Source organism: Serratia montpellierensis (assembly GCF_020858655.1).
Taxonomy (GTDB): Bacteria; Pseudomonadota; Gammaproteobacteria; order Enterobacterales; family Enterobacteriaceae; genus Serratia; species Serratia montpellierensis.
In genome coordinates this window covers 105,100-124,327 of sequence record NZ_VOSN01000013.1, presented here as the reverse complement: position 1 = coordinate 124,327, position 19,228 = coordinate 105,100, and the positions used below count along the sequence as shown (strand labels likewise).

General features: G+C 58.0%; 16 protein-coding genes and 1 pseudogene. 6 read left to right on the top strand and 11 right to left on the bottom strand.

Annotated features, from left to right (window positions below; genetic code table 11):
* Positions 1-56: 56 nt before the first annotated feature.
* Both FUU19_RS12435 and FUU19_RS12430 read right to left on the bottom strand, forming a co-directional pair.
* The gene (locus tag FUU19_RS12435; RefSeq protein ID WP_230489824.1) at positions 57-2,123 is read right to left on the bottom strand and encodes a TonB-dependent copper receptor; all 2,067 of its coding nucleotides are present in this window, start codon (positions 2,121-2,123) and stop codon (positions 57-59) included.
* Positions 2,124-2,348: 225 nt separating this feature from the next.
* Positions 2,349-2,735 carry a DUF2946 domain-containing protein gene (locus FUU19_RS12430; RefSeq protein WP_230489822.1) on the bottom strand — a complete coding sequence of 129 codons (387 nt, stop codon included), beginning with the start codon at positions 2,733-2,735 and terminating at the stop codon, positions 2,349-2,351.
* Positions 2,736-2,980: 245 nt separating this feature from the next.
* On the opposite strand from FUU19_RS12430, the gene FUU19_RS12425 reads away from it, so the two are divergent.
* On the top strand, positions 2,981-3,589 hold the full coding sequence (locus FUU19_RS12425) for a class I SAM-dependent DNA methyltransferase (RefSeq protein ID WP_230489821.1): 609 nt from the start codon (positions 2,981-2,983) through the stop codon (positions 3,587-3,589).
* Between the two features lie 40 nt (positions 3,590-3,629).
* Here the strand turns inward: FUU19_RS12425 and FUU19_RS12420 are convergent, their stop codons facing one another.
* The gene (locus tag FUU19_RS12420) at positions 3,630-4,931 is read right to left on the bottom strand and encodes a PQQ-dependent sugar dehydrogenase (RefSeq protein ID WP_230489820.1); all 1,302 of its coding nucleotides are present in this window, start codon (positions 4,929-4,931) and stop codon (positions 3,630-3,632) included.
* 10 nt (positions 4,932-4,941) lie between these two features.
* On the bottom strand, positions 4,942-5,367 hold the full coding sequence (locus tag FUU19_RS12415; RefSeq protein WP_060433083.1) for a DUF2231 domain-containing protein: 426 nt from the start codon (positions 5,365-5,367) through the stop codon (positions 4,942-4,944).
* A 168-nt stretch (positions 5,368-5,535) separates the two neighbouring features.
* On the opposite strand from FUU19_RS12415, the gene FUU19_RS12410 reads away from it, so the two are divergent.
* On the top strand, positions 5,536-5,994 hold the full coding sequence (locus tag FUU19_RS12410; RefSeq protein ID WP_060433082.1) for a YbaK/EbsC family protein: 459 nt from the start codon (positions 5,536-5,538) through the stop codon (positions 5,992-5,994).
* 85 nt (positions 5,995-6,079) lie between these two features.
* On the opposite strand, the pseudogene FUU19_RS12405 reads toward FUU19_RS12410, so the two are convergent.
* A pseudogene (locus tag FUU19_RS12405) lies at positions 6,080-6,458 on the bottom strand (VOC family protein).
* A 697-nt stretch (positions 6,459-7,155) separates the two neighbouring features.
* Positions 7,156-7,536, bottom strand: a complete 381-nt coding sequence (locus FUU19_RS12400) for a nuclear transport factor 2 family protein (RefSeq protein WP_230489818.1) — start codon at positions 7,534-7,536, stop codon at positions 7,156-7,158.
* Positions 7,537-7,710: 174 nt separating this feature from the next.
* Between FUU19_RS12400 and FUU19_RS12395 the strand changes: the two genes are divergently transcribed.
* Positions 7,711-8,373: a hypothetical protein gene (locus FUU19_RS12395; protein WP_202669487.1), complete on the top strand. Its 663-nt coding sequence runs from the start codon at positions 7,711-7,713 to the stop codon at positions 8,371-8,373.
* Between the two features lie 34 nt (positions 8,374-8,407).
* Here FUU19_RS12395 and FUU19_RS12390 read toward each other — a convergent pair whose 3' ends face one another.
* Positions 8,408-9,430 carry a LacI family DNA-binding transcriptional regulator gene (locus FUU19_RS12390; RefSeq protein ID WP_230489816.1) on the bottom strand — a complete coding sequence of 341 codons (1,023 nt, stop codon included), beginning with the start codon at positions 9,428-9,430 and terminating at the stop codon, positions 8,408-8,410.
* A 317-nt stretch (positions 9,431-9,747) separates the two neighbouring features.
* Here FUU19_RS12390 and FUU19_RS12385 point away from each other — a divergent pair, with 317 nt between their 5' ends.
* From FUU19_RS12385 to FUU19_RS12375, 3 genes are all read left to right on the top strand, one after another.
* On the top strand, positions 9,748-10,671 hold the full coding sequence (locus FUU19_RS12385; RefSeq protein WP_230489815.1) for a substrate-binding domain-containing protein: 924 nt from the start codon (positions 9,748-9,750) through the stop codon (positions 10,669-10,671).
* 67 nt (positions 10,672-10,738) lie between these two features.
* On the top strand, positions 10,739-11,914 hold the full coding sequence (locus FUU19_RS12380; RefSeq protein WP_230489813.1) for a Gfo/Idh/MocA family protein: 1,176 nt from the start codon (positions 10,739-10,741) through the stop codon (positions 11,912-11,914).
* A 10-nt stretch (positions 11,915-11,924) separates the two neighbouring features.
* Positions 11,925-12,866 (top strand): sugar phosphate isomerase/epimerase family protein, encoded by a 942-nt coding sequence (locus tag FUU19_RS12375; RefSeq protein ID WP_230489811.1) that lies wholly within the window; start codon positions 11,925-11,927, stop codon positions 12,864-12,866.
* Between the two features lie 52 nt (positions 12,867-12,918).
* Here the strand turns inward: FUU19_RS12375 and FUU19_RS12370 are convergent, their stop codons facing one another.
* The 4 genes from FUU19_RS12370 to FUU19_RS12355 are packed head-to-tail and all read right to left on the bottom strand — an operon-like array spanning position 12,919 to position 19,196.
* Positions 12,919-14,016, bottom strand: a complete 1,098-nt coding sequence (locus FUU19_RS12370) for a hypothetical protein (RefSeq protein WP_230489809.1) — start codon at positions 14,014-14,016, stop codon at positions 12,919-12,921.
* A gap of 57 nt (positions 14,017-14,073) precedes the next feature.
* Entirely contained in the window at positions 14,074-15,111 is a 1,038-nt protein-coding gene (locus FUU19_RS12365) for a Glu/Leu/Phe/Val dehydrogenase dimerization domain-containing protein (RefSeq protein ID WP_060433075.1), read from the bottom strand.
* 16 nt (positions 15,112-15,127) lie between these two features.
* Positions 15,128-18,007 (bottom strand): type I polyketide synthase, encoded by a 2,880-nt coding sequence (locus tag FUU19_RS12360; protein ID WP_230489808.1) that lies wholly within the window; start codon positions 18,005-18,007, stop codon positions 15,128-15,130.
* 13 nt (positions 18,008-18,020) lie between these two features.
* Positions 18,021-19,196 carry an NAD(P)/FAD-dependent oxidoreductase gene (locus FUU19_RS12355; protein ID WP_063989881.1) on the bottom strand — a complete coding sequence of 392 codons (1,176 nt, stop codon included), beginning with the start codon at positions 19,194-19,196 and terminating at the stop codon, positions 18,021-18,023.
* Positions 19,197-19,228 lie beyond the last annotated feature (32 nt).

Genomic DNA, 19,228 nt, shown 5'->3' with positions numbered 1-19,228 from the left:
AACCGGATCGCATATCGCCTGACCGGGCGACGGTTGCCCATCGCCCGGTGGACGGTTTAGAAGGTGACGTTAACCTTGGCCCAAAGGGTGCGGCCCGGTTCATTCACCGCGCTGTTGGCCGAATACCCGAAGGCGCTGTTGCCCGCCAGGTTGAGGTGCTCGCTGTAGGTCTTGTTCAGGATGTTATCCAGACCGGCGCTCAGCTTGACGTTTTTATTCACCTTGTAGGCAGCGTTGGCGGAGAGCACGCCGAAGCCGGCGCTTTCGGCAAAGTCTTTGCCTACCACGTTGCCTTCGTTGATCGCCACGCGGTGTTGGCTGCTGACCAAACGCCACAGCCCGGTGCCGCTCCAGTCGCCGTACTCATAGGTGAGCCCCAGACGCGCCTCCAGCGGTGGGATCTGCGGCAGCGGCCGGCCGTCGCTGGTGTTTTTGCCCCAGGAGTAGGCCAGGCTGGCGTCGGTTTTCCAGTGCTCGCTCAGCTGGTAACCCATGCCCATTTCACCGCCCATGATGTTGGCGTTGACGTTATCGGCCTGGCTGAGGCGCGCATTGTGCGGATCGTATTTGAACAGGATGAAATCATCGACGCGGCCCACATAAGCGGAGACCCAGCCGTTGAAGCGCTTGCCGTTGTACTGCGCGCCGATGTCGAGCTGCGTGGTTTTCTCGCTCTTGACGCTGGAGAACGGATCCTTGCTGCCGTTCGGGCCTAGCTTCGGCGAGAACAACTCCCAATAATCCGGGAAGCGCTCGGTATAACCGACGCCGGCATACAGCATCAGCGGCAGGTCGGCCAGCGTATGCTCAAGACGCATAAAGCCGCTCGGCAGGGTGTCTGAACGCTCCCCATCGCTGCCGCTGCGGAAATTCTCCACCAGGGTGCGATCGAGACGCGCGCCGCCGATCAGTTTATCCTGCTCGCTGGTGGACCAGGTTAGCTCACTGAAGGCACCGTAGCTGTTGAACTGGGCGTCTTTTTCCCAGCTGCCGCGGCTCATGCTGCGGTGAGTGTTGGTTTGGGTGTCCAGGCCGCTTTCAAGCTTCACGTCCTGCCACTGCCAGGTGCCCATCACGCGGCCGCCGACGGTGCGGCGATCGAGCTGCATCGTCATGCCGGAGGACATCATATGCCCGCCGTGGCCGCCCATGCTCATACCGCCATGGCCACCGTGGCCACCCATGCCACCGCTGCCCGGCGAGCGTAGGGTGACGTTGTCCATCACGTGGTTGGCGTAGTTGTAGTAGACCTGCGCTTCCAGCTTATCCAGCACCTCGCCGATATTGGATTTTTCCACCCGCATGCCCAGGCTTTCGCGTTTGAACTGCGAACCGTCCATGCTGCGGCCGGCATAGCGCGCTTCGCCGTTGCCGCGGCCCATAGTCACTTCCAGCAGCGTGTCATTGTCCGGCGTCCAGCCGAGCGCCAGATCGCCGTTCCACTTGTCCCAGCGCGATGGCACGCGCGTATTCGTTCCGTCCTGATAGTCGTTGGAACGGGATTTGTTGGCCATCACCCGCAGGTAGCCTTGTTCGGCGCCGAGGCTGGCGTCGATATTCTCGTCCCAGCGGCCGTTGGAGCCGGTCAGCACGCTGGCAGTGCCCTTGATGCCCGGCTTGTCGAAGCGCGGCCGTTCACGCTCGAAACGCACCGTGCCCGCCGACGATCCCGGCCCCCACAGCACCGTCTGCGGCCCTTTGGTGATGGTCAACAGATCGAAGCTTTCCGGCGAGATATAAGAGGTCGGCGCATCCATCCGCGATGGGCAGGCACCCAGCATTTCCGAACCGTCGGTGAGGATTTTCAACCGCGAGCCGAACATGCCGCGAAACACCGGATCGCCGTTGGTGCCGCCGTTGCGGATCTGCGAAAAGCCGGGGATGGTTTTCAGGTAGTCCGAGCCATCGCTGGCCGGCACCGGCTGGCGTGGGGTTTTCGGCGAGGTGACGATGGTCAACGGAGAGTAGAGCGGCGCGGTGACGGTGATCACGTCGCCATCATTAACCTGTGCGTCGGTAGGGTGCTGATGCGCCTGTGCCGCGTGGCCGGCCAGCAGGAACAGCGGCATGGCGGCGGTGATGGCGCGGGTAACGGCGTTCTTTTTATAAGTCGGTTTAAACATCATCTTTCCTTAAGCTAACTCTTTTCCGTTCTTGGCCGAGGGATTATTCAGGCGTGGGGCGGCCTGGCGAAAATCACCATCGGAAAATACGGGGGTTAATTCCATCAGCGTGGAAATAACCGGATTAATAATGTCGTCTCGGTGATTAATCGTTGGGCGAATTAATTCCGCCGGGTTGAAGCAATCAACGGCAATACAGAGAACGGCAATGGGCTTATTGTTAAATCAGAGGAAAGAGACGGGGGGCGCGCGCGGCTGTAATTCTGTGTGAACGACGTGGGCAAACAGGGGAACGAGATAGTGAATCGGCGGCGGGCGTGAAGCCAGCGACTGAGACCAGAACAGCGGGGCGTGGCTCACGTCCAGCAGCGGCGCGTGCAGCAACAGCACGCAGTAGCCGCAGGCGCTGTCGTCCATCATCATCGCCATGTTGTGGTGGCCGCCGCCGTGCTGCATCAGCGGCTGTGAGGCTTTTTCAGGCTCAGGCGGCGGCGAATGCATCCCGTGATGCATCGGCATCGCCATGCCGCAATCCGCCATGGCGGTCGTTCCAGCACTTCCGGCGCGTACATGCTCCAGGGATCGCGAGACCACCGGTGCAATGAACAACATCAGAATGGCAAACATCCCTAACCAGGCGGCAGCCCGATGTCGCGATGCAGAGCGCTGAATTAACGACACAATCAACCTAAAAAAAGGGTTAACACAGGGTAGGGAATTGTACTGGTTTATGTCGAAATGTTAAAACCTTTTATTTCTGGTCAACGGTCTGTTGATGAATATATTATCGGATAAGCGCTTTAATTCTGACCAAGGGCTATTTTTTTTGCGCCAATAACGTGACGGGGACAATATTAATGACGGAAAAACTGGCGAGCACCATTATCCCGCTTTATGACGAACATGCCGCCACCTGGGAGCGTCTCAGACCCACCACGCTGTTTGAACGGCCGTGGCTCGACCGCTTTTTGCAGCTCACCCCGGCCAATGCGCGGCTGCTGGATCTTGGCTGCGGCAATGGCGTGCCGATTGCCACCTATTTTATCGAACAGGGGCATAGGGTGACCGGCATCGACGGTGCGCAGGCGATGATCGCGCGCTGCCGGCAGCGTTTTCCGCAGCAGGAATGGCGGCAAATGGATATGCGCCAGCTGGATTTAGCGGCGAAGTTCGACGGCCTGCTGGCCTGGGACAGCTTCTTCCATCTGGCGCGCGACGATCAGCGCCGCATGTTTCCGCTGTTCAGACATCATGCCGGGCAGCATGCCGCACTGATGTTCACCAGCGGCCCTGCAGACGGCGTGGCGATTGGCAGCTTCGAAGGCCAGCCGCTGTTTCACGCCAGCCTGGCGCCGGAGGAGTACACGCGCTTGCTGCAGGAGAATGGCTTCCGCGTGGTGGATCATGTGGTGGAAGATCCCGCCTGCGGGGGAAGAACAGTCTGGCTGGCGCAAGCCGTTGAGTGACAATGTCACGAGCAGGTTCATCGGAACCTGCCCGTTAACGTTATTTAGCGCTGACGCGCCAAACGGTGTTACCCACGTCATCCGCAATCAGCAGGGCGCCGGACGTGTCAATCGCTAACCCTACCGGTGCGCCATAGAGTTCTTTCTCGTCGTCGGAGACAAATCCGGTCACCACCGCTTTCAGTTTGCCGACCGGCTTGCCTTGCTCGAACGCCACGTAGCTGACCCGGTAGCCGTTCAGCGGCGAGCGATCCCAGCTGCCGTGTTCGCTGACAAAGGCGCCGCCGCGATACTCGGCCGGCAGTGCGCTTGCGGTATAGAACAGCAGCCCCAGCGGCGCGACGTGGGAGCTCAGGGCGTAGTCCGGCTTGATGGCTTTCGCCACCCGATCCGGCCGCGCTGGCTGCACCCGACGATCGACGTGCTGGCCGAAATAGCTGTAAGGCCAGCCGTAGAAGCCGCCGTCCTGCACCGAGGTCAGATAGTCAGGCACCAGATCGGCGCCGATCTCGTCACGCTCGTTGACGATGGCCCACAGCTTGCCGCTGTGCGGTTCCCACTGCAGCCCGGTCGGATTACGCAGGCCGCTGGCGAAGATGCGGCTGGCACCAGAGGCGGTGTCCACTTCCAGTACCGCGGCGCGCCGGTACTCTACGGCCAGGCCATTCTCGGTGATGTTGCTGTTGGAGCCGACGCCGACATACAGCTTTTTGCCGTCCGGGCTAGCCAGCAGGGCCTTGGTCCAGTGGTGGTTGATGGTGTCCGGCAGATCGGCCAGCTCTTTACCCGGATCGCTGATGCGCGTTTCGCCCGGCTGATAGGCGTACTGCATGATATTGCCGGTGTTGGCCACGTACAGGGTGTTGCCAATCAACTGGACGCCGAACGGGGAATCGAGCCCCTCGAGGAAGATATGCTTTTCCCAGCCGCCGTCGGCAGTTGGGCGCAGCAGGGTGATGCGGTTGCCGCCTTTGCCGCCTTTACCGGATTGGCCTTTCACCAGCCCGGCGATCAGCTGCTTGGTCGTGCTGACCGCTTCGGTGCCCGGGCCGTTGGCTTCCACCACCAACACATCGCCGTTGGGCAGGGTAAGCAGCTGGCGCGGATGCAGCAAACCGTCCGCCACCTTGTCGATTTTCAATCCTTCGGCCACTTTCGGCATCTGGTTCTGTTGCCAACCCACGCCCTTAGGCACCTGCATCGGCGGGATCAGAAAGTTTTGCGCCGGCGGTAATGTCGGATCCGGGCCCATTTGTTGTTCCGGCGAAATGACGGCGCTGTTATCGCAGCCGGCCACCGCCAAAACGGCAGCAAGAGTGAGCGCCAGGGATGATAGCTTCATGAAAACCTCCTTATTTTGCACGGGTGGCAAGGGCCAGCAGAACATTAGCCACGCTCAGCAGCGCGACCACGATGGCAGATAGCACCAGGCCTTCCGGCACCACGGCGTACGCATCCCGGCTATGCACGAAAGCGTTGATGATGGCGAAAACGATGGCGATCAGATTCAACCAGAAATGGAGTTTGACCGATGAACCCTGCCGCCGGCCGCTGCCGAACCACACCTGCACCAGGTTAATCAGCCGGGGAATAATGGCAAAAACCAGGCCAATGGCGATCAGCCAGCCGGCACCATTGACCCACTGAATGTTCGCCGTGCAGGCATAGATGATGTCGAAGATCAGCGCCGCGGTGAAAAATCCATAGGGTATCGGGTTGAGCCATTCATAGACGGCCACTGCGGCCGCCGAGGGCCTTGCTGTCGTTTGCGTGGTCATGCAGGTATCTCCATGAAAAATGATAGGTAAAAAGGGCATTGGCCCCTTAAAGCTTTGTTCAGATTTACCGATTTGAACAATTTTGATTCTCATTTTTAGCATGCGGTGTTAAAACCGAAGCCATCACTGCGGCATTATCAATGGCTTAGCAACATCAGGAGGAAGGGCATGAGTATAGAGCGCGTTCAGCGATTTCTGGCCGAGCACGCACCGGAAACGGCGGTGACGGTGCTGGCAAAGAATACCGCTACTGTGGCGCTGGCGGCGGAAGCCTTTGGGGTGGAGAGCGGGCAGATCGCCAAGACGCTGTCGTTTCGCGTGAACGACGGCGTGGTGCTGTTGGTGATGGCGGGAACCGCCAGAATCGACAACAAGAAGTACAAACAATTCTTCGGCGTAAAGGCGCGTATGCTGCCGGCAGAGGAGGTGGAGGCGCTGACCGGCTATCCACCCGGCGGCGTTTGCCCCTTTGCCGCACCGGAAACGGTGAGAATTTACTGCGACCGCAGCCTGTGCAGCTACGGTGAAGTGCTCCCGGCAGGCGGCAGCGATAACTCAGGCGTGAGAATTGCGCCACTGCGGCTGGCCAGCATCACAGGAGCAGAGTGGATTGACGTGACAGGGTAACTACAGGTGACCGCGTCACAATTACGTTATGTTAAATAGATTGTATCAATTCTTAATTAATAGACTGTTTTAACAGGGAAAATCACTAATCCATCGGGTGATGGCAAACCGCCTCGATATTGTGCCCATCCGGGGCGATCACAAACGCCGCATAGTAGTGGGCATGGTAATTGGGCCGTAAACCGGGCGCGCCATTGTCTATGCCGCCGGCATTTAGCGCGGCGTGATAGAACGCATCGACCTGTTCACGGCTGCTTGCGGCAAATGCCAGGTGCAGATGCGCCGGTTTTTCATCGGTCTGAAACAGGCATAATGACACGTTACCCCAATCGGGGGCACAGCTCAACGCCATAGTCGGGTTCACCTTCGGCAACGATTTTTACGCCCAGCGGCGCCAGCGCATTGAGGAAAAACGCTTTGCTGAAGGCAAAGTCGCTGACGCCAAATTTCACATGGTCAAACATGGGGAGGCTCCAGGAGCTTGGAAGAATATTCCCATTCAGTATAGCCAACGCCGTGATACGTGCCGCAAGCGAAGAAAGCGGATGCCAATGCGCATCTAGCGTGCAAATACTGCCCGTTTAAATGACGCGTTTGGGTGAAATCTGCAGTATCGTAGCCGCCACGCTTTGTCAGATTTCACGTAGCGCGATCAAAAAAGCAGGGGATTTTTGGCCAATACAGGCAGGTATGCGCCATCGAAAATCATGTCCGGTCATCATTACTGGAGCGGGAAATGGCAGAGCGCATACTGGCCGGCATGTTAACGGCAATTCATCAGCAGTGCCGGCGCTGGCAGCCAAACCAACGATTGATATCTTGCTGGAGGTGAAAGCCTGGCGGCGTTAGATGGTTTGAATGAAAAGATGCATGACATGAGATCTACGCTGCGCGGCGAGAACGGCATTAGAAAAACGAATTTGTTCAGCGGCATGAGCAGCTTGCGCTGGCATGGCTGGCCGCAGGAGAAAGCCCATGATCAGGCCTGGACGGCAGAATCCACATATCACCACCCAGGTGCGCATAATGTATATTATGTTAAATAGAATTACTGGGTACGCACCGGGGTTATCCTGCCCGTCCTTTCTCACCTCACCTTCAAGGCTTATCAGGCTGACATCCTTTTTTATGTTTTAAGCCCATCTGTCAACCCATCTCAGTTTAGCCCTTAGTCGGCGTGCCTTGATGAAAGCGCATCTGCCAACCCGCCTTTTCCGTCAGGAGCCAAATCGATGAGCGTTCGGTGCAACGAACGACGCAGCCCTGCGCATCACGCTGAAAACTTTTATACGTCAGCAATACGGCACCTTCACTGATTTGCGCCAGCTTAAAACCTTCGGCAAAAATCTGCGAATGTTCAGTTTCCATTTCCAGCGCCGCAACGGTTTGGCGTTTGTCATAACGCAGCCCTGAACGACCAATTTCTTCAAAGTCATCATGCAGTAATGCCGCGACGCGCTGCGGATCGCGGCGCACCGTTGGCCGATGCAGTTCAACTTCAAACGTCTGGAATAGATTCAGCAACTCTGTAAAACAGGTCAAAATGCCCTCCTTTTTGATCGCGCTACGTGAAATCTGGAGACAAGAGACTCACACAGGTTCAGATTTGAGTTGATGTGACTCCTGCCATAACGGTTGAAAATCAAACCTGATATTGCTTATTTTAAACCATTACTATAAATTAAACGTAATATCAATTTTTTGGCGAATGGAATCATGCCCGATCGGTCACTACTCTTTTTTTATGGTTTAGTCTTTGTTGCATTAATTTATTTCATTGTGAAGTTCAAGAAGGAAATAAAAAGCAAAGATGGGTTGATAAATATAGCCTCCTCTCTAGTTATCGGCATTGTTATAATTTTCTTGTTAAATTCAGACCTTTCTGGCACTAGCATTCTGATTGCCATATTTTCTTTTATTGCAGCAGGCTTTTTTTCTTTATGTGTTGCCATCTTAATCAAGGATGTATACTCAACGAAAAAGTATATATTAGCTGCCATAAAGCGAATAAAAACGGAAAACCCAATTGATTTCAAAGAAATGCCAGAATTCAAAGGTGGTACTTTTTGCTATAAAAAATCTTGGTATGCCGTCTACTCACCCTCTCTAAATTCACTTGAGATAGGTGTTAATGCGTTTGATGACCTACCTGTCATTGGCAAAAAATTCACCGTGCGAACGTTGTCTAAACGCGCAGTTACATTCGTTCCGGAAGCAATCCCTGATGAAATCAATGATGACACTGAACTATTCGGCCAGCTGGTAATGTTCTGTGAAATATCTGCAAAAAATCAGATTTTGGCAGAAAATTATATTGAAGCCATAAAAAATGGCTCAGCTACACCCTGGCTTATCTCAGTGCCAGATGAAACGCCATAATTTTTGCATGGCGGAAATGTTATCCGCCATGAGCTCAATCAGCGATCTGAATTCTGTCTTGCTTCACATGCGACCGCCGAACCCGCAACTCTCCATGCCGCCAGGCGCCGTCTGCCGTGGTGCGATTGTCGATCAGGCGATTCAAGGCCTCCTCGACTAACCGGTCAATGCGTTGGTTGTAGCTGGTCAGCGCCCAATTGGCAGAGCCGGCTTCGTCGATATCGTCGAAACCTACCACGGCCATGGCTGACGATGGCGCCGTTTGCCTGATGGCTTCGAGCGCCCCCAAGGCCAGCACGTCGTTCTCGCAGAACAGCGCCGCAACCCGCTCGCTTTCCGGCGTGGCCTGCAGGTATTCGCTCATCAACTGAAAACCGCGCTGGCGATCGTAGTGGCCGGCAGTGAGTACCCTATCCAGCTGAAAACCGGCAGCGAGCAGCTTGTCGCGGTAGCCTTCCATACGCAGTAAATGGCTGCTTTGCGTATCCGGCCCCTTCATGTAGCCAAAGCGCCGATGACCTTGCTCTATCAGCAGCGTGGCGATCTCTTCGCCGGCGCGGTAACCGTCTATGTTCACCACATCAATGTGTTCGCTTTCCGTATTGCGGCACACCTGCACCAGCGGGATCTGATGCAGATCTTGCGCAATCGCCGCCCACTCTTGGGTTAACACCGTCGCCAGGAACAAAATGCCATCGACCTGCAGCTGGTCGGCCATCGCCATTACCGCCCGGTAGTTTTCCCCGGCGGTGATGTTCAGCAGCAGCGCCATATAGCCGCGTGTTTGCAGCTGTTTGGTGACCATATCGAGCATCATCATCGAATGCGGGTTCTTCATCTCGTCGATGGCTACGCCTATGATGTGCGTGCGTTTTTGCGACAGGCTGCGCGCCAGCAGATTGGGCCGATAGCCCAGCTCGGCCGCCGCCGCCAGTACGCTTTCACGCGCGTTGTCTGAGATCGACGCGCCGGGCGTAAAGGCGCGCGATACCGTCCATTTAGAGACGCCGGCCTTTTCGGCGACGTCGCTGGCGGTGGCTTTGTGGTGTTTCGTCATGGTTGCGTCGATCCCTGCTTCGGTGAAGTCACACTATACCCTGCTCGCTCAGATCCCCTAAGCGCCTGCCGGTATGCCTGCTGCGATTATGTCCCGTTTTTGCACCCGATTGCAATTTGTTATGCAACCGGGTGCAAAAGGTAAAGAGTTTGTGATCGTCCGCGCTGTTTTCACCTTTCCCCTGTTGACCAAATTTTCTTCATGGCCGACATTCACGGTGGCATTCAGAGACTCATCGCGGTTTTGTCTCCTGCTTTGCACCCGGTTGCAAATTCGCTTTTTGCCTACAACGCCTCTTTTCTCAACAGGATATCGTAATGAAAAAAACCAGACTGCTGTTGATGTTAGCCTGCTCGCTGTTTGTCGTGACCGCCCAGGCCAAGACCTACCAGGTCGGCGTGGCGCTGGCCAACTTCGATCTCAACTTCGTCTCCATCCTGCGCAGCCAAATGGCACGAGAACTGGCTGCGCAGCAGCTGCAAGGCCAGTTCGTCGATGCCAAGGGCGATGTTGCCCTGCAGGTGCAGCAGGTAGACGATCTGATTAATCAGGGCGTGGATGCCATTATCCTCAACCCGGTCGATACGCAAGGCGTCCAGCCGATGATAACGGCTGCCCAACGCGCCGCGATCCCCCTTATCTTCGTCAACCGCAAGCCCGAAGTGCCGCTTAGCGGCGCGACGGCCTACGTCGGCTCCGATTCGGCGCTCAGCGGCCGCCTGCAGATGGAGGCCCTGGCGAAAAAAATGAATTACCGCGGCAACGTGGCGATCCTGATGGGTGCCCTATCCAACGAAGAAACCCGCGAACGTACCCGTGCGGTAGAAGCGGTGATCGCCAAACACAAAGACCTGAAAGTGGTAGAGAAACAGACCGCCAAATGGCAGCGCAACGAAGCGGTCGACGTGGTTTCCGGCTGGTTGCTGAACGGCACGCCGAACGATGCGATCGCCGCCAACAACGATGAGATGGCCATCGGCGCGATCATGGCGCTGAAGCAGGCCAAAAAGAATGGCGTGCTGGTTGCCGGTATCGATGGCACGCCCGACGGCCTGCAATTTATCAAAAACGGCGACCTGGCGGTGACCATTTTCCAGGATGCCAAAGCCCAGGCGATCGGCGCGGTGCAGGTGACCCGAGCGATGTTGGATCACGCCAAAACCGAGCCCTATAACTGGATACCCTACGCCACCGTGATGCGAGAAAACTACCCGCAATTCGCACAGATGAACCAGAAATAAGCCGTTGCCACTCTCTTTTTCAACCCATTTTGCACCCGAGTGTAAAGCCACAGTATCAGGAGTCAGCATGTTAAATGGTGAAAGAAGCATCCCTCGCCCGCTGCGTTGGGCGATGATCGGCGGCGGCCGCCTCAGCCAGGTGGGCTACAAGCACCGTTCCGGCGCACTGCGCGACAACACCGCCTATCGGCTGGTTGCCGGCGCCTTTGATATCGACGCGGCGCGCGGACGTGAGTTTGGCGTCAATCTCGGCGTGCCCGCCGAACGCTGCTATGACGGCTATCAACAGCTGCTGGAGCAAGAAGCTAACCGCGAAGATGGCGTTGAGGTGGTGACCATCGCCACCCCCAACGGCACCCACTATGAAATCACGCGCGCCGCGCTGAATGCCGGCCTGCATGTCATCTGCGAAAAGCCGCTGTTCTTCACCACGGCGGAGGCGAGAGAAATCAAGGCGCTGGCGGCGGAGAAAGGGCTGATCGTCGGCGTAACCTACGGCTTCTCCGGCCATCCGCTGCTAATGCAGATGCGCGCCATGATCGCGAACGGCGACATCGGCGAAATACGCATGGTCGAATTGCAGTACACCCACGGCTTCAATGCCAACGAAAGCGCGGACACGTTCGAAGCGCAAAAGTGGCGTGTCGATCCGAAAATCGCCGGCCCCTCTTTTGTGCTGGGCGACATCTCCACCCACACCTTCTACATCTCGCAGCTGGTGATGCCCGACATGAAGATTGCTTCCCTGCTGTGCGATCGCCAGAGCTTTATTCCTTCCCGCGCCCCGCTGGAAGACAACGCCATGGTGCTCATGCACTACGAAAACGGCGCCGTCGGCCGCATGTGGGCCTCCGCCGTCAATGCGGGCGCAATGGACAGCCAAAGCATCCGCGTGGTGGGTTCGCTCGCCAGCTTGCAGTGGAGCGATTCCACGCCCGGCGAATTGCGCTATGAGATCCAGGGGCGGCCCAACCAAACGCTGCACCACGGTATGCCCTATCTGTACGACAGCGCGCTGGCCGAAGAGCGGCTCGGCGCGCTGCATACCGAAGGCCTGGCCGAATCCTGGGCCAATATCTACCTCAAGTTCGCCATCGCCATCAGCGCCAGCCAGCGCGGCGATCGGCAAGCGCTGGCCACGCTGATCTACCCGGATATCGACGCCGGATTGGAAGGCGTACGCTGGATTGAAAACTGCGTTCGCTCCGCCGACAACGGCGCCACCTGGGTCAATTACCTATAAGGAAAACACCATGAAACTTTCATTCTGTACCGACAGCCTGGGCCATTTGTCCTTCGAGCCGATGCTGGATCGGTTGCTGGAGCTGGGGGTGCGCGGCGTGGAAATGACCACCGGCGGCTGGTCTCCGGCGCCCCATCTGGATACCGACGATCTGCTGGCCAACCCGGCCAAACGCCGGCAGCTGCAGCAGGCCCTGGCCAGCCGCGGCATGGAGATCGCCGCGCTCAATGTCTCCGGCAATCCGCTCGATCCGGGCGAGCTGGGGCAGCGTCATCTGCGGCAAACCGACAATACGCTGGAGCTGGCCGGCCTGTTGGGGGTGAAAAAGATCGTCATGATGAGCGGCCTGCCCCCGGCCAGCCCGCATGACACCATCCCCAACTGGATCACCTATACCGTCAGCTGGCCGCCGACGGTGAAAAACTGTTTGGACTATCAATGGAATGAAGTGGCGATCCCCTATTGGCAGGCGCTGGTCACCCGGGCCAAAGCGTGCGGCGTCGAGCGCTTTGCGCTGGAAAACTTCAGCGCCATGCTGGTGTGGAACCCGGAAACGCTGTTCCGGCTGCGCGCGGCCGTTGGCCCGATGGTGGGCCTGAACCTCGATCCCAGCCACCTGATCTGGATGGGCGCAGATCCCATCGCGGTGGCCCGCGCCCTTGGGCCCGCCATTCACCATGTGCACGGCAAAGACGTGCGCCTTGAGCGCGGCGTCGTCGAGGTTAACGGGCTGCTGGAGACCAAACCGATCGACGACGTGGCCGGCCGCGCCTGGAACTATGTCGCCGTCGGCTGCGGCCGGGATCTGCAGTGGTGGAAGGAGTTCTTCTCGGTGGTGCGCATGATGGGCTACAACGACTGGGTGTCGCTGGAAATGGAAGACCTGACCATGTCGGTCGATGCCGGCATCGCCTCTTCCGTTCAGGCGCTGCAGCAGACGATCAGCCAATAACCCCCTGCGCGGCGGCTACGGCCGCTGCGCAGGCCAGTGCATCGCCAACAGCTTACAAACACCATACCGGCCGGGCGCCGACCGTAGCACTAGCGTGCCCCGCACCATGGCTCAGGCACAGCGTCCTCAGTCCGGCGGCGGCGCCGGAATACCAGGCACCGCCGCGCATCAGAATGCGTTCACCGTAATTACGCAGATAAACCTGATCGCCGTCCGCACACCGGTGATGAGGGACAATGCCAAGAATTTTCAACACATCCGGTAACGGTGCCCCGCTTGCCATGCGAATACGATCGAACGCATCGTCCATCAATCCAGGCGGATATCCGTTATCCTGCGGATCGCCGTTAAAATGCTGAATAGAGTCGGTAATAAGCGGCGCGCCGGCATTGCCTGTACGAATGGGTGCGACTGCATCGAATTTAGCCGTCCCTCCACTGCCGGGCAGCACCCATGCCCCTGTCGCCAGGTCGACCGCGCGCCAGCGTTCGTCTTCATCGTCGGTCATTGGCATCGCGGCGTCATTATCCGGCAAGAGCAGAATTTCCCCCGCGACCAATTTCAGCCCGTGCTGCCATTCCCACAAATTACCGCACAGATCGCCGATGCCGTACGGCGTACCGTCGTGATACCAGGCTCCCGGGCCGGATGCGGTAAAGGTTGTCGGATCGCCCTGTCCATCGCCCACGGCACCGCCGTCGCATCGTTTACCATACTGACGGCGATCGTGATGCGACCGGCCACTCTCGGTATTGCCCAACTCCGGCCATCCTTGATGGCGGCACCAGAACATCAGCGCGGCCCATTCCGCATTGGTGCCAATATGCCATCCGGCGCCGTTGCGCGCCACCGCCCGACGAAATGTGGCCAGATCGTGCCAGCTCGCCGGAGCCGTATCGGGTTGGCTGACCAGTTCTCCATCGACCAGAGTTCCCGGATAACAGCCATAAAAAAAGGCGTCTTTAAGTTGGCCGTTGACGATAAAGGCAGGATGAACCGCCTCTCCTAACCCTGATGTGACCTCTTGCAGCGTAAAGCGAGAGATCACATGCATATAACTGGGTTGACCACTTGCTGTATACAGCACGGTGCGGTGCCCCTGTGACTCGGTTTCCACTTTGCTCCGCAAAGCGTCTTTTACGATGATCATGAATTTATGCCCGTTAAACAGCTAAGGCCGGGAAAGCGCAGGCTTCCCGGCCCATTGTTACGCCACCATGGCGGCGGATTTGATCGGTTGCAACAATTGCCCGACATCGCAATTGAGCAGTTGAGCACGCTGCAGCAACTCCTCGGTCTTGGCGCCAATCACGGAATGCACATAGGCATTGACCTGTTCCTGATTCATTTGGTTATACCGGTCGGTGAACGCCATTTCGATGCTGTCGCAGATCACCGCGCCGGCATTACTGACATAGTCCGGCAGATAGTGGATGCCGCGCGCCAGCAGCCGCTGTTCTGCCTGCGGCGTACTGAACGGCGAATTGGCGCTGCTAATCACCCAACGCGTATTCAGTTGTTCAACGTTCTGCGCATTTAATATGTTGGACAAGGACGCGATGCAAAGCACCTCGCTGGATTGCGCCCAGAGTTCGTCTTCACTGACGCGGCGGACCCCAGGCGGGAACTGCGCCGCAGGATTGATGTCATACGCCGTCACTTCGCAACCGAACAGCAGGCTTTGTTTCGCCACTTCCGCCCCGACTTTACCCATGCCGTGAATAGCAATGCGGGCCCGCGGCAAATGATTGAGCCGCAGCGTCAACACCTTTTTCATCGAGCTCCAGACGCCGTAGCCCGTCGCCACCGACGTGTCGACTTGCGGGCTGTCCATGGCATTCAGGATCCATGGCGTAAACTGCCGCAAATAGTCCATCTCTCGATTGCCAGTATTGATATCGCATCCCGTAAACATGGTGCCGCCATAGCGATTGAGCAGGTCGCCGATCGCTTCAAGCACCGCCGGTTGTTCTTGGGGAGAACGCTTGCTGTTCACCACGATTTTGCCACCGCTGAAACCGGTATTGTACAATCCATGCTTCAGCGACATGCGCTGCGCCAGCATGATCGCCTCTTCTTCCTGCTGCTGGCGGGACGCATAGTTGCGCCAGCGGATCCCGCCATTGGCCGGCAGCAGCTTGATCTGCGACGAGTAAGCCAGAGTGAATGACGTGTCGTCATCGATTACGATCGTTTCTACCTGATATTGGTTGTGCGTATTCAGCAATTCATTGTTAACTGACATAATTTGCCATCCTGTTTTAATGGGATTCTTGCTCGAATGCTCCAGCCTGGTCTAACTGTTGTTTTATGCCCCACGGCGTTGGCCGCTTAAGGAAATCGGCCATGCCTACCGACCGGCCAAACTCTTGTTCCAACAAGGCCATCAGCCGCAATGCCATCAGCGATTGCCCGCCGGCGTCAAAAAAGTCGCAGTGGTTGGAGTCAGGGTTCACGCCGGTCACGTCGCCCCAAATGCGCCAGATGCGCGCCATCTGCGGATCGGGTTTATCCGCCGTCGTCGATGTTCGCCCTGCTTCCGGCCCCTGCATATCTCGCTCGCCCAACCACCATTGCGCCGGATCGAAGGGATACATTGGCAATGCAATGCGGGAAGGAGGCTGTTGCCACAGGCGGCGCCAGTTAACGTTGACGCTGGCACGCCAGATTTTTTGCAGCGCCTGGATCCACACGGCGGTTTCGCTCTGGGCTTCGTCGCGGCGCGGCAAGGTGCGCACCGCCGTTACGGTGCCGGCGGATTTTAGCTGCGCGACCAGCGCCGTGAGTGTCGATCCCGGCCCTACTTCGATGAAAAGCGTTTTTCCGCGCCGCGGTAGGTGTTGCAAGGCGCGGTGATAATCCACCGGTTCACGGGCATGGCGTGACCAATAGCGGGCATCGAGCGCCGCGGGAGCGACTTCGGTCGCCAGCAATGCGGAGACGTAGCGGACCTTTGACGTCGACTCACGCGGCGGCGGCGCAATGCTGGCCAGTTCATCAAGAATGGGATCCATCAACGCCGAGTGGAACGCGTGCGAAACGCTCAGCACCTTGCAACGTACTCCTCTGTCCCGCATCTGTCCTTCGCAGGCGCGAATCGCCGCCACCGGGCCAGAAAGCACGCAGCCGTTCTCACTGTTTTCCGCCGCCAGAGACAGCCGATCGCCAAGCCAGGGTTGGGCTTGCTGAGCGCTCAGTTCTACCGCCAGCATCGCACCAGGCTGCAGCCCGGCCATCAGATGCCCGCGCCGGGCGGCGAACACCAACGCGTCTTGCGCCGAGAACACACCGGCGGCCCAGGCGGCGGCAATCTCACCCAAACTGTGCCCCACGACCCAATCCGGCTCGACGCCGTAATGTTTCAACAGTTCGGCCACGGCGATCTCGACGGCGATCAGGGCCGGCTGCGTCAAGGCCGTGTTGTTAATTGTTTCGGGGGCCGCCTGGCCGGTAAACAACGGGGAGAGATCCAGTGCAGCCTGCGTTTGCAATATCTGCAGCTTGTCATTCATCAGCGTTTTGAATGTCGCATCCTGCGCCATCAGTTCGCTGGCCATACCGATAAACTGGCTTCCCTGCCCGGGAAATTGGAAAACCACCGACAAACGCCCTTTTCCCGTATCCACCATGCTTTCTTTCATGCTCAACACGCCCTGCTCGCCGATATGCAGAGTGCCGCGATAACGCAGCGACTTTCTTCCACTTTGTGCGCTCCAGGCCAGGCGTTCGTCGTTCTCGCCGCATGGCCGCTGTTGATAACGTTTGACCAAGCGATGCCAGGCCTGCTCCGATTGCGCACTGATCGGCACGACAGTCGCCAACGGCGCTATCGCCGCCCGCATTTGAGGCGTTTTCGGCGGCCTTGCCAGCACGACATGCGCATTGGTACCGCCGATGCCGAAGGCGCTAACGCCGATGGCGTTGCGTGGATCGTCGCGATCCCAACGTTGAGCGGAACAGAGAAACTCAAACGGGCTATCCGCCAACGCCATTTCCGGGTTCGGCGAGTCAAAGTTGATCTGCGGCGTGAGCCAACCGTGTTTGATTTGCAGCGCGGCCTTGATCAGTCCCGCTATGCCGGCGCAGGTTTCCAGGTGCCCGACGTTAGCCTTGACTGCACCGATGGCGCAGAAAGCCCGGTGCGTCGTCCGCTCGCGGAAAACGCCGTTTAGCGCCTCAAATTCGATGGGATCCCCGGCCAACGTTCCCGTGCCGTGCGCTTCGACGGCGCGAAAATCTTCCGGTGCCAGGCGGGCATCGTCCATAGCTTGGCGCAGCAGGCGTTGCTGGCCGTGCAAACTGGTGGTGGTAAAACTGACTTTGCGCGCGCCGTCATTGTTCATCGCTACGCCTTTGATCACCGCAATGATGTCGTCACCGGCCGCCTGTGCGTCAGACAGCCGTTTCAGCACGACAATGCCGACGCCGCTGCCGAACACCGTGCCGCTGGCATCTGCAGAAAACGGCCGACAGTGCCCATCGGTGGAAAACACCATGCCTTGCTGCGCGAAATATCCTTCATGTTGCGGGAGCCTGAGGGTACAAGCGCCGGCCATAGCCATATTGCAACGGCCACTGCGCAACGCGTGAACCGCTTCGTAAACCGCCACCAGCGAAGTGGCACAAGCAGCCTGTACATTACACACCGGCCCCCCGATGCCTAGGTGCCAGGCCACTCGGCTGGTGAGGTAATCTTTATCGCTCGCGATTTGCCGCTCGAACGGCGAAGGGTTGAGTTTGTCGAGCAACGCAGAGCCCTGTGCCTGACGTAAATAATCGGAACTGCTACAGCCGGCAAACAAGCCCGTATCGTCAAGCTCACCCGGCGTTACCCCGGCGTTTTCCAGAGCGTGCCAGGCGCACTCTAAAAAGAGCCGATGCTGGGGATCCATCAGCAGCGCTTCGCGCGCACTCAGGCCGAAGAATCCCGCGTCGAAGCGGGATATGTCGCCGGCTACCGGTGCGGCGACGGGAATATAGCCCGCGTCGGCCGAGTCAAGTTGCTCGTTGTCGACGCGAACCAGCGATTCGACGCCGTTGATCAAGTTATGCCACCAGCTTTCCACGTCCTCGGCGCCCGGGAAGCGGCAGGCCATGCCCACCAAGGCGATATCCCGGTCATTGCTGTTCACCTGCTGCATAGAGGTTCTCCGATTAGAAGCGCAATGCGCTGATGTCCCACCGAGGTTCTCGTTCCGCCAGCAGATCGGCGCAAATTTGCCCCATCAGAGGGGTAAACTTGAATGCCCATCCGCCTGCCGACACCACCAGATGCTCGCCGCCGTGGCAGCGGCCCTTGGCGCTGTCGAGATAGAATTGACGCGCCGGATCGGTAGGCAACACCGCCAGGCAGCTCGCGGCGGAATGTTGTTTGTCCGGCTCGAGGAACGGCATATGCCGCCGGGCAAACTCCAGCGCTCGCTCAACGTGTTGCGGGTTGGCCCGATAGCTCGGCGCATTGGCCTCGGTGATCGGATCCACTTCAAAATCGGTCCCCAGTCGGTCAAATCCATTGACTGACCACGGATTGGGCGGGAAACCGTAAAACAGGTTACTGTCGCTCTCCACCGGCGGTTGGAAAGCAAACCAGAAGGGATCGTTGGCCCCCAGACGCTGACTGCGCAGCATGCTGATGCAAGCCATCTCATAGGTGGAAAGCGCAAGATCGATATCCAGCTGGCGCAGCAGCTTCTTGCTGCCCGGCCCGCCAGCGACCAGCACCTTACGGGCGCGATAGCGATGCTGCGCCGTCAGCACCGTTGCCCCCCGCGCATCCGGCTCCACGGCCTTCACGCATTGTTGGAACTGGAATTCCACGCCGGCCTCGCTAGCCAGAGAATAAAGCGACGTCAGGGTACCTTTAACATCGATTACCCCGCCGTCTTGCTGCAAGAACCCTTCATAGTTGCTGTCCAGCCCGGTAAAACCGTAGCGCCGTTCGATTTCGCGCATCGTCAGACGTTCATAGGGCAATCTCATCTCATCCATCGACAGCATGGTTTGACGGATCTGCCCCTCATTGGTCCAGACATCTGCATCGCCGAACCACAGGCTGCCAATACGGTGGATCAGTTTTCTGTCCGCCTGTTGTTCCAACTGCCGCCATAATTTGTCGGCTTCCAGGGTAAGGCGGAATATTTCCAATTCCGAGTATTGCAAACGCCAATGGCGTTCCTCCCCGCTGGTACCCGCTAATTGCGTAAATAGCGCATATTGCTCCAGCACCAAAATTTTATGATCCTGATGTTCACGCGCATAATTCCACGCGGCGGCCAGCCCTATGGGGCCGGCACCGATAATAATGACATCCCAGTGTACTGACGTGTGCATACCTATCCCTCGCAATGGATATTGTGTGTGTT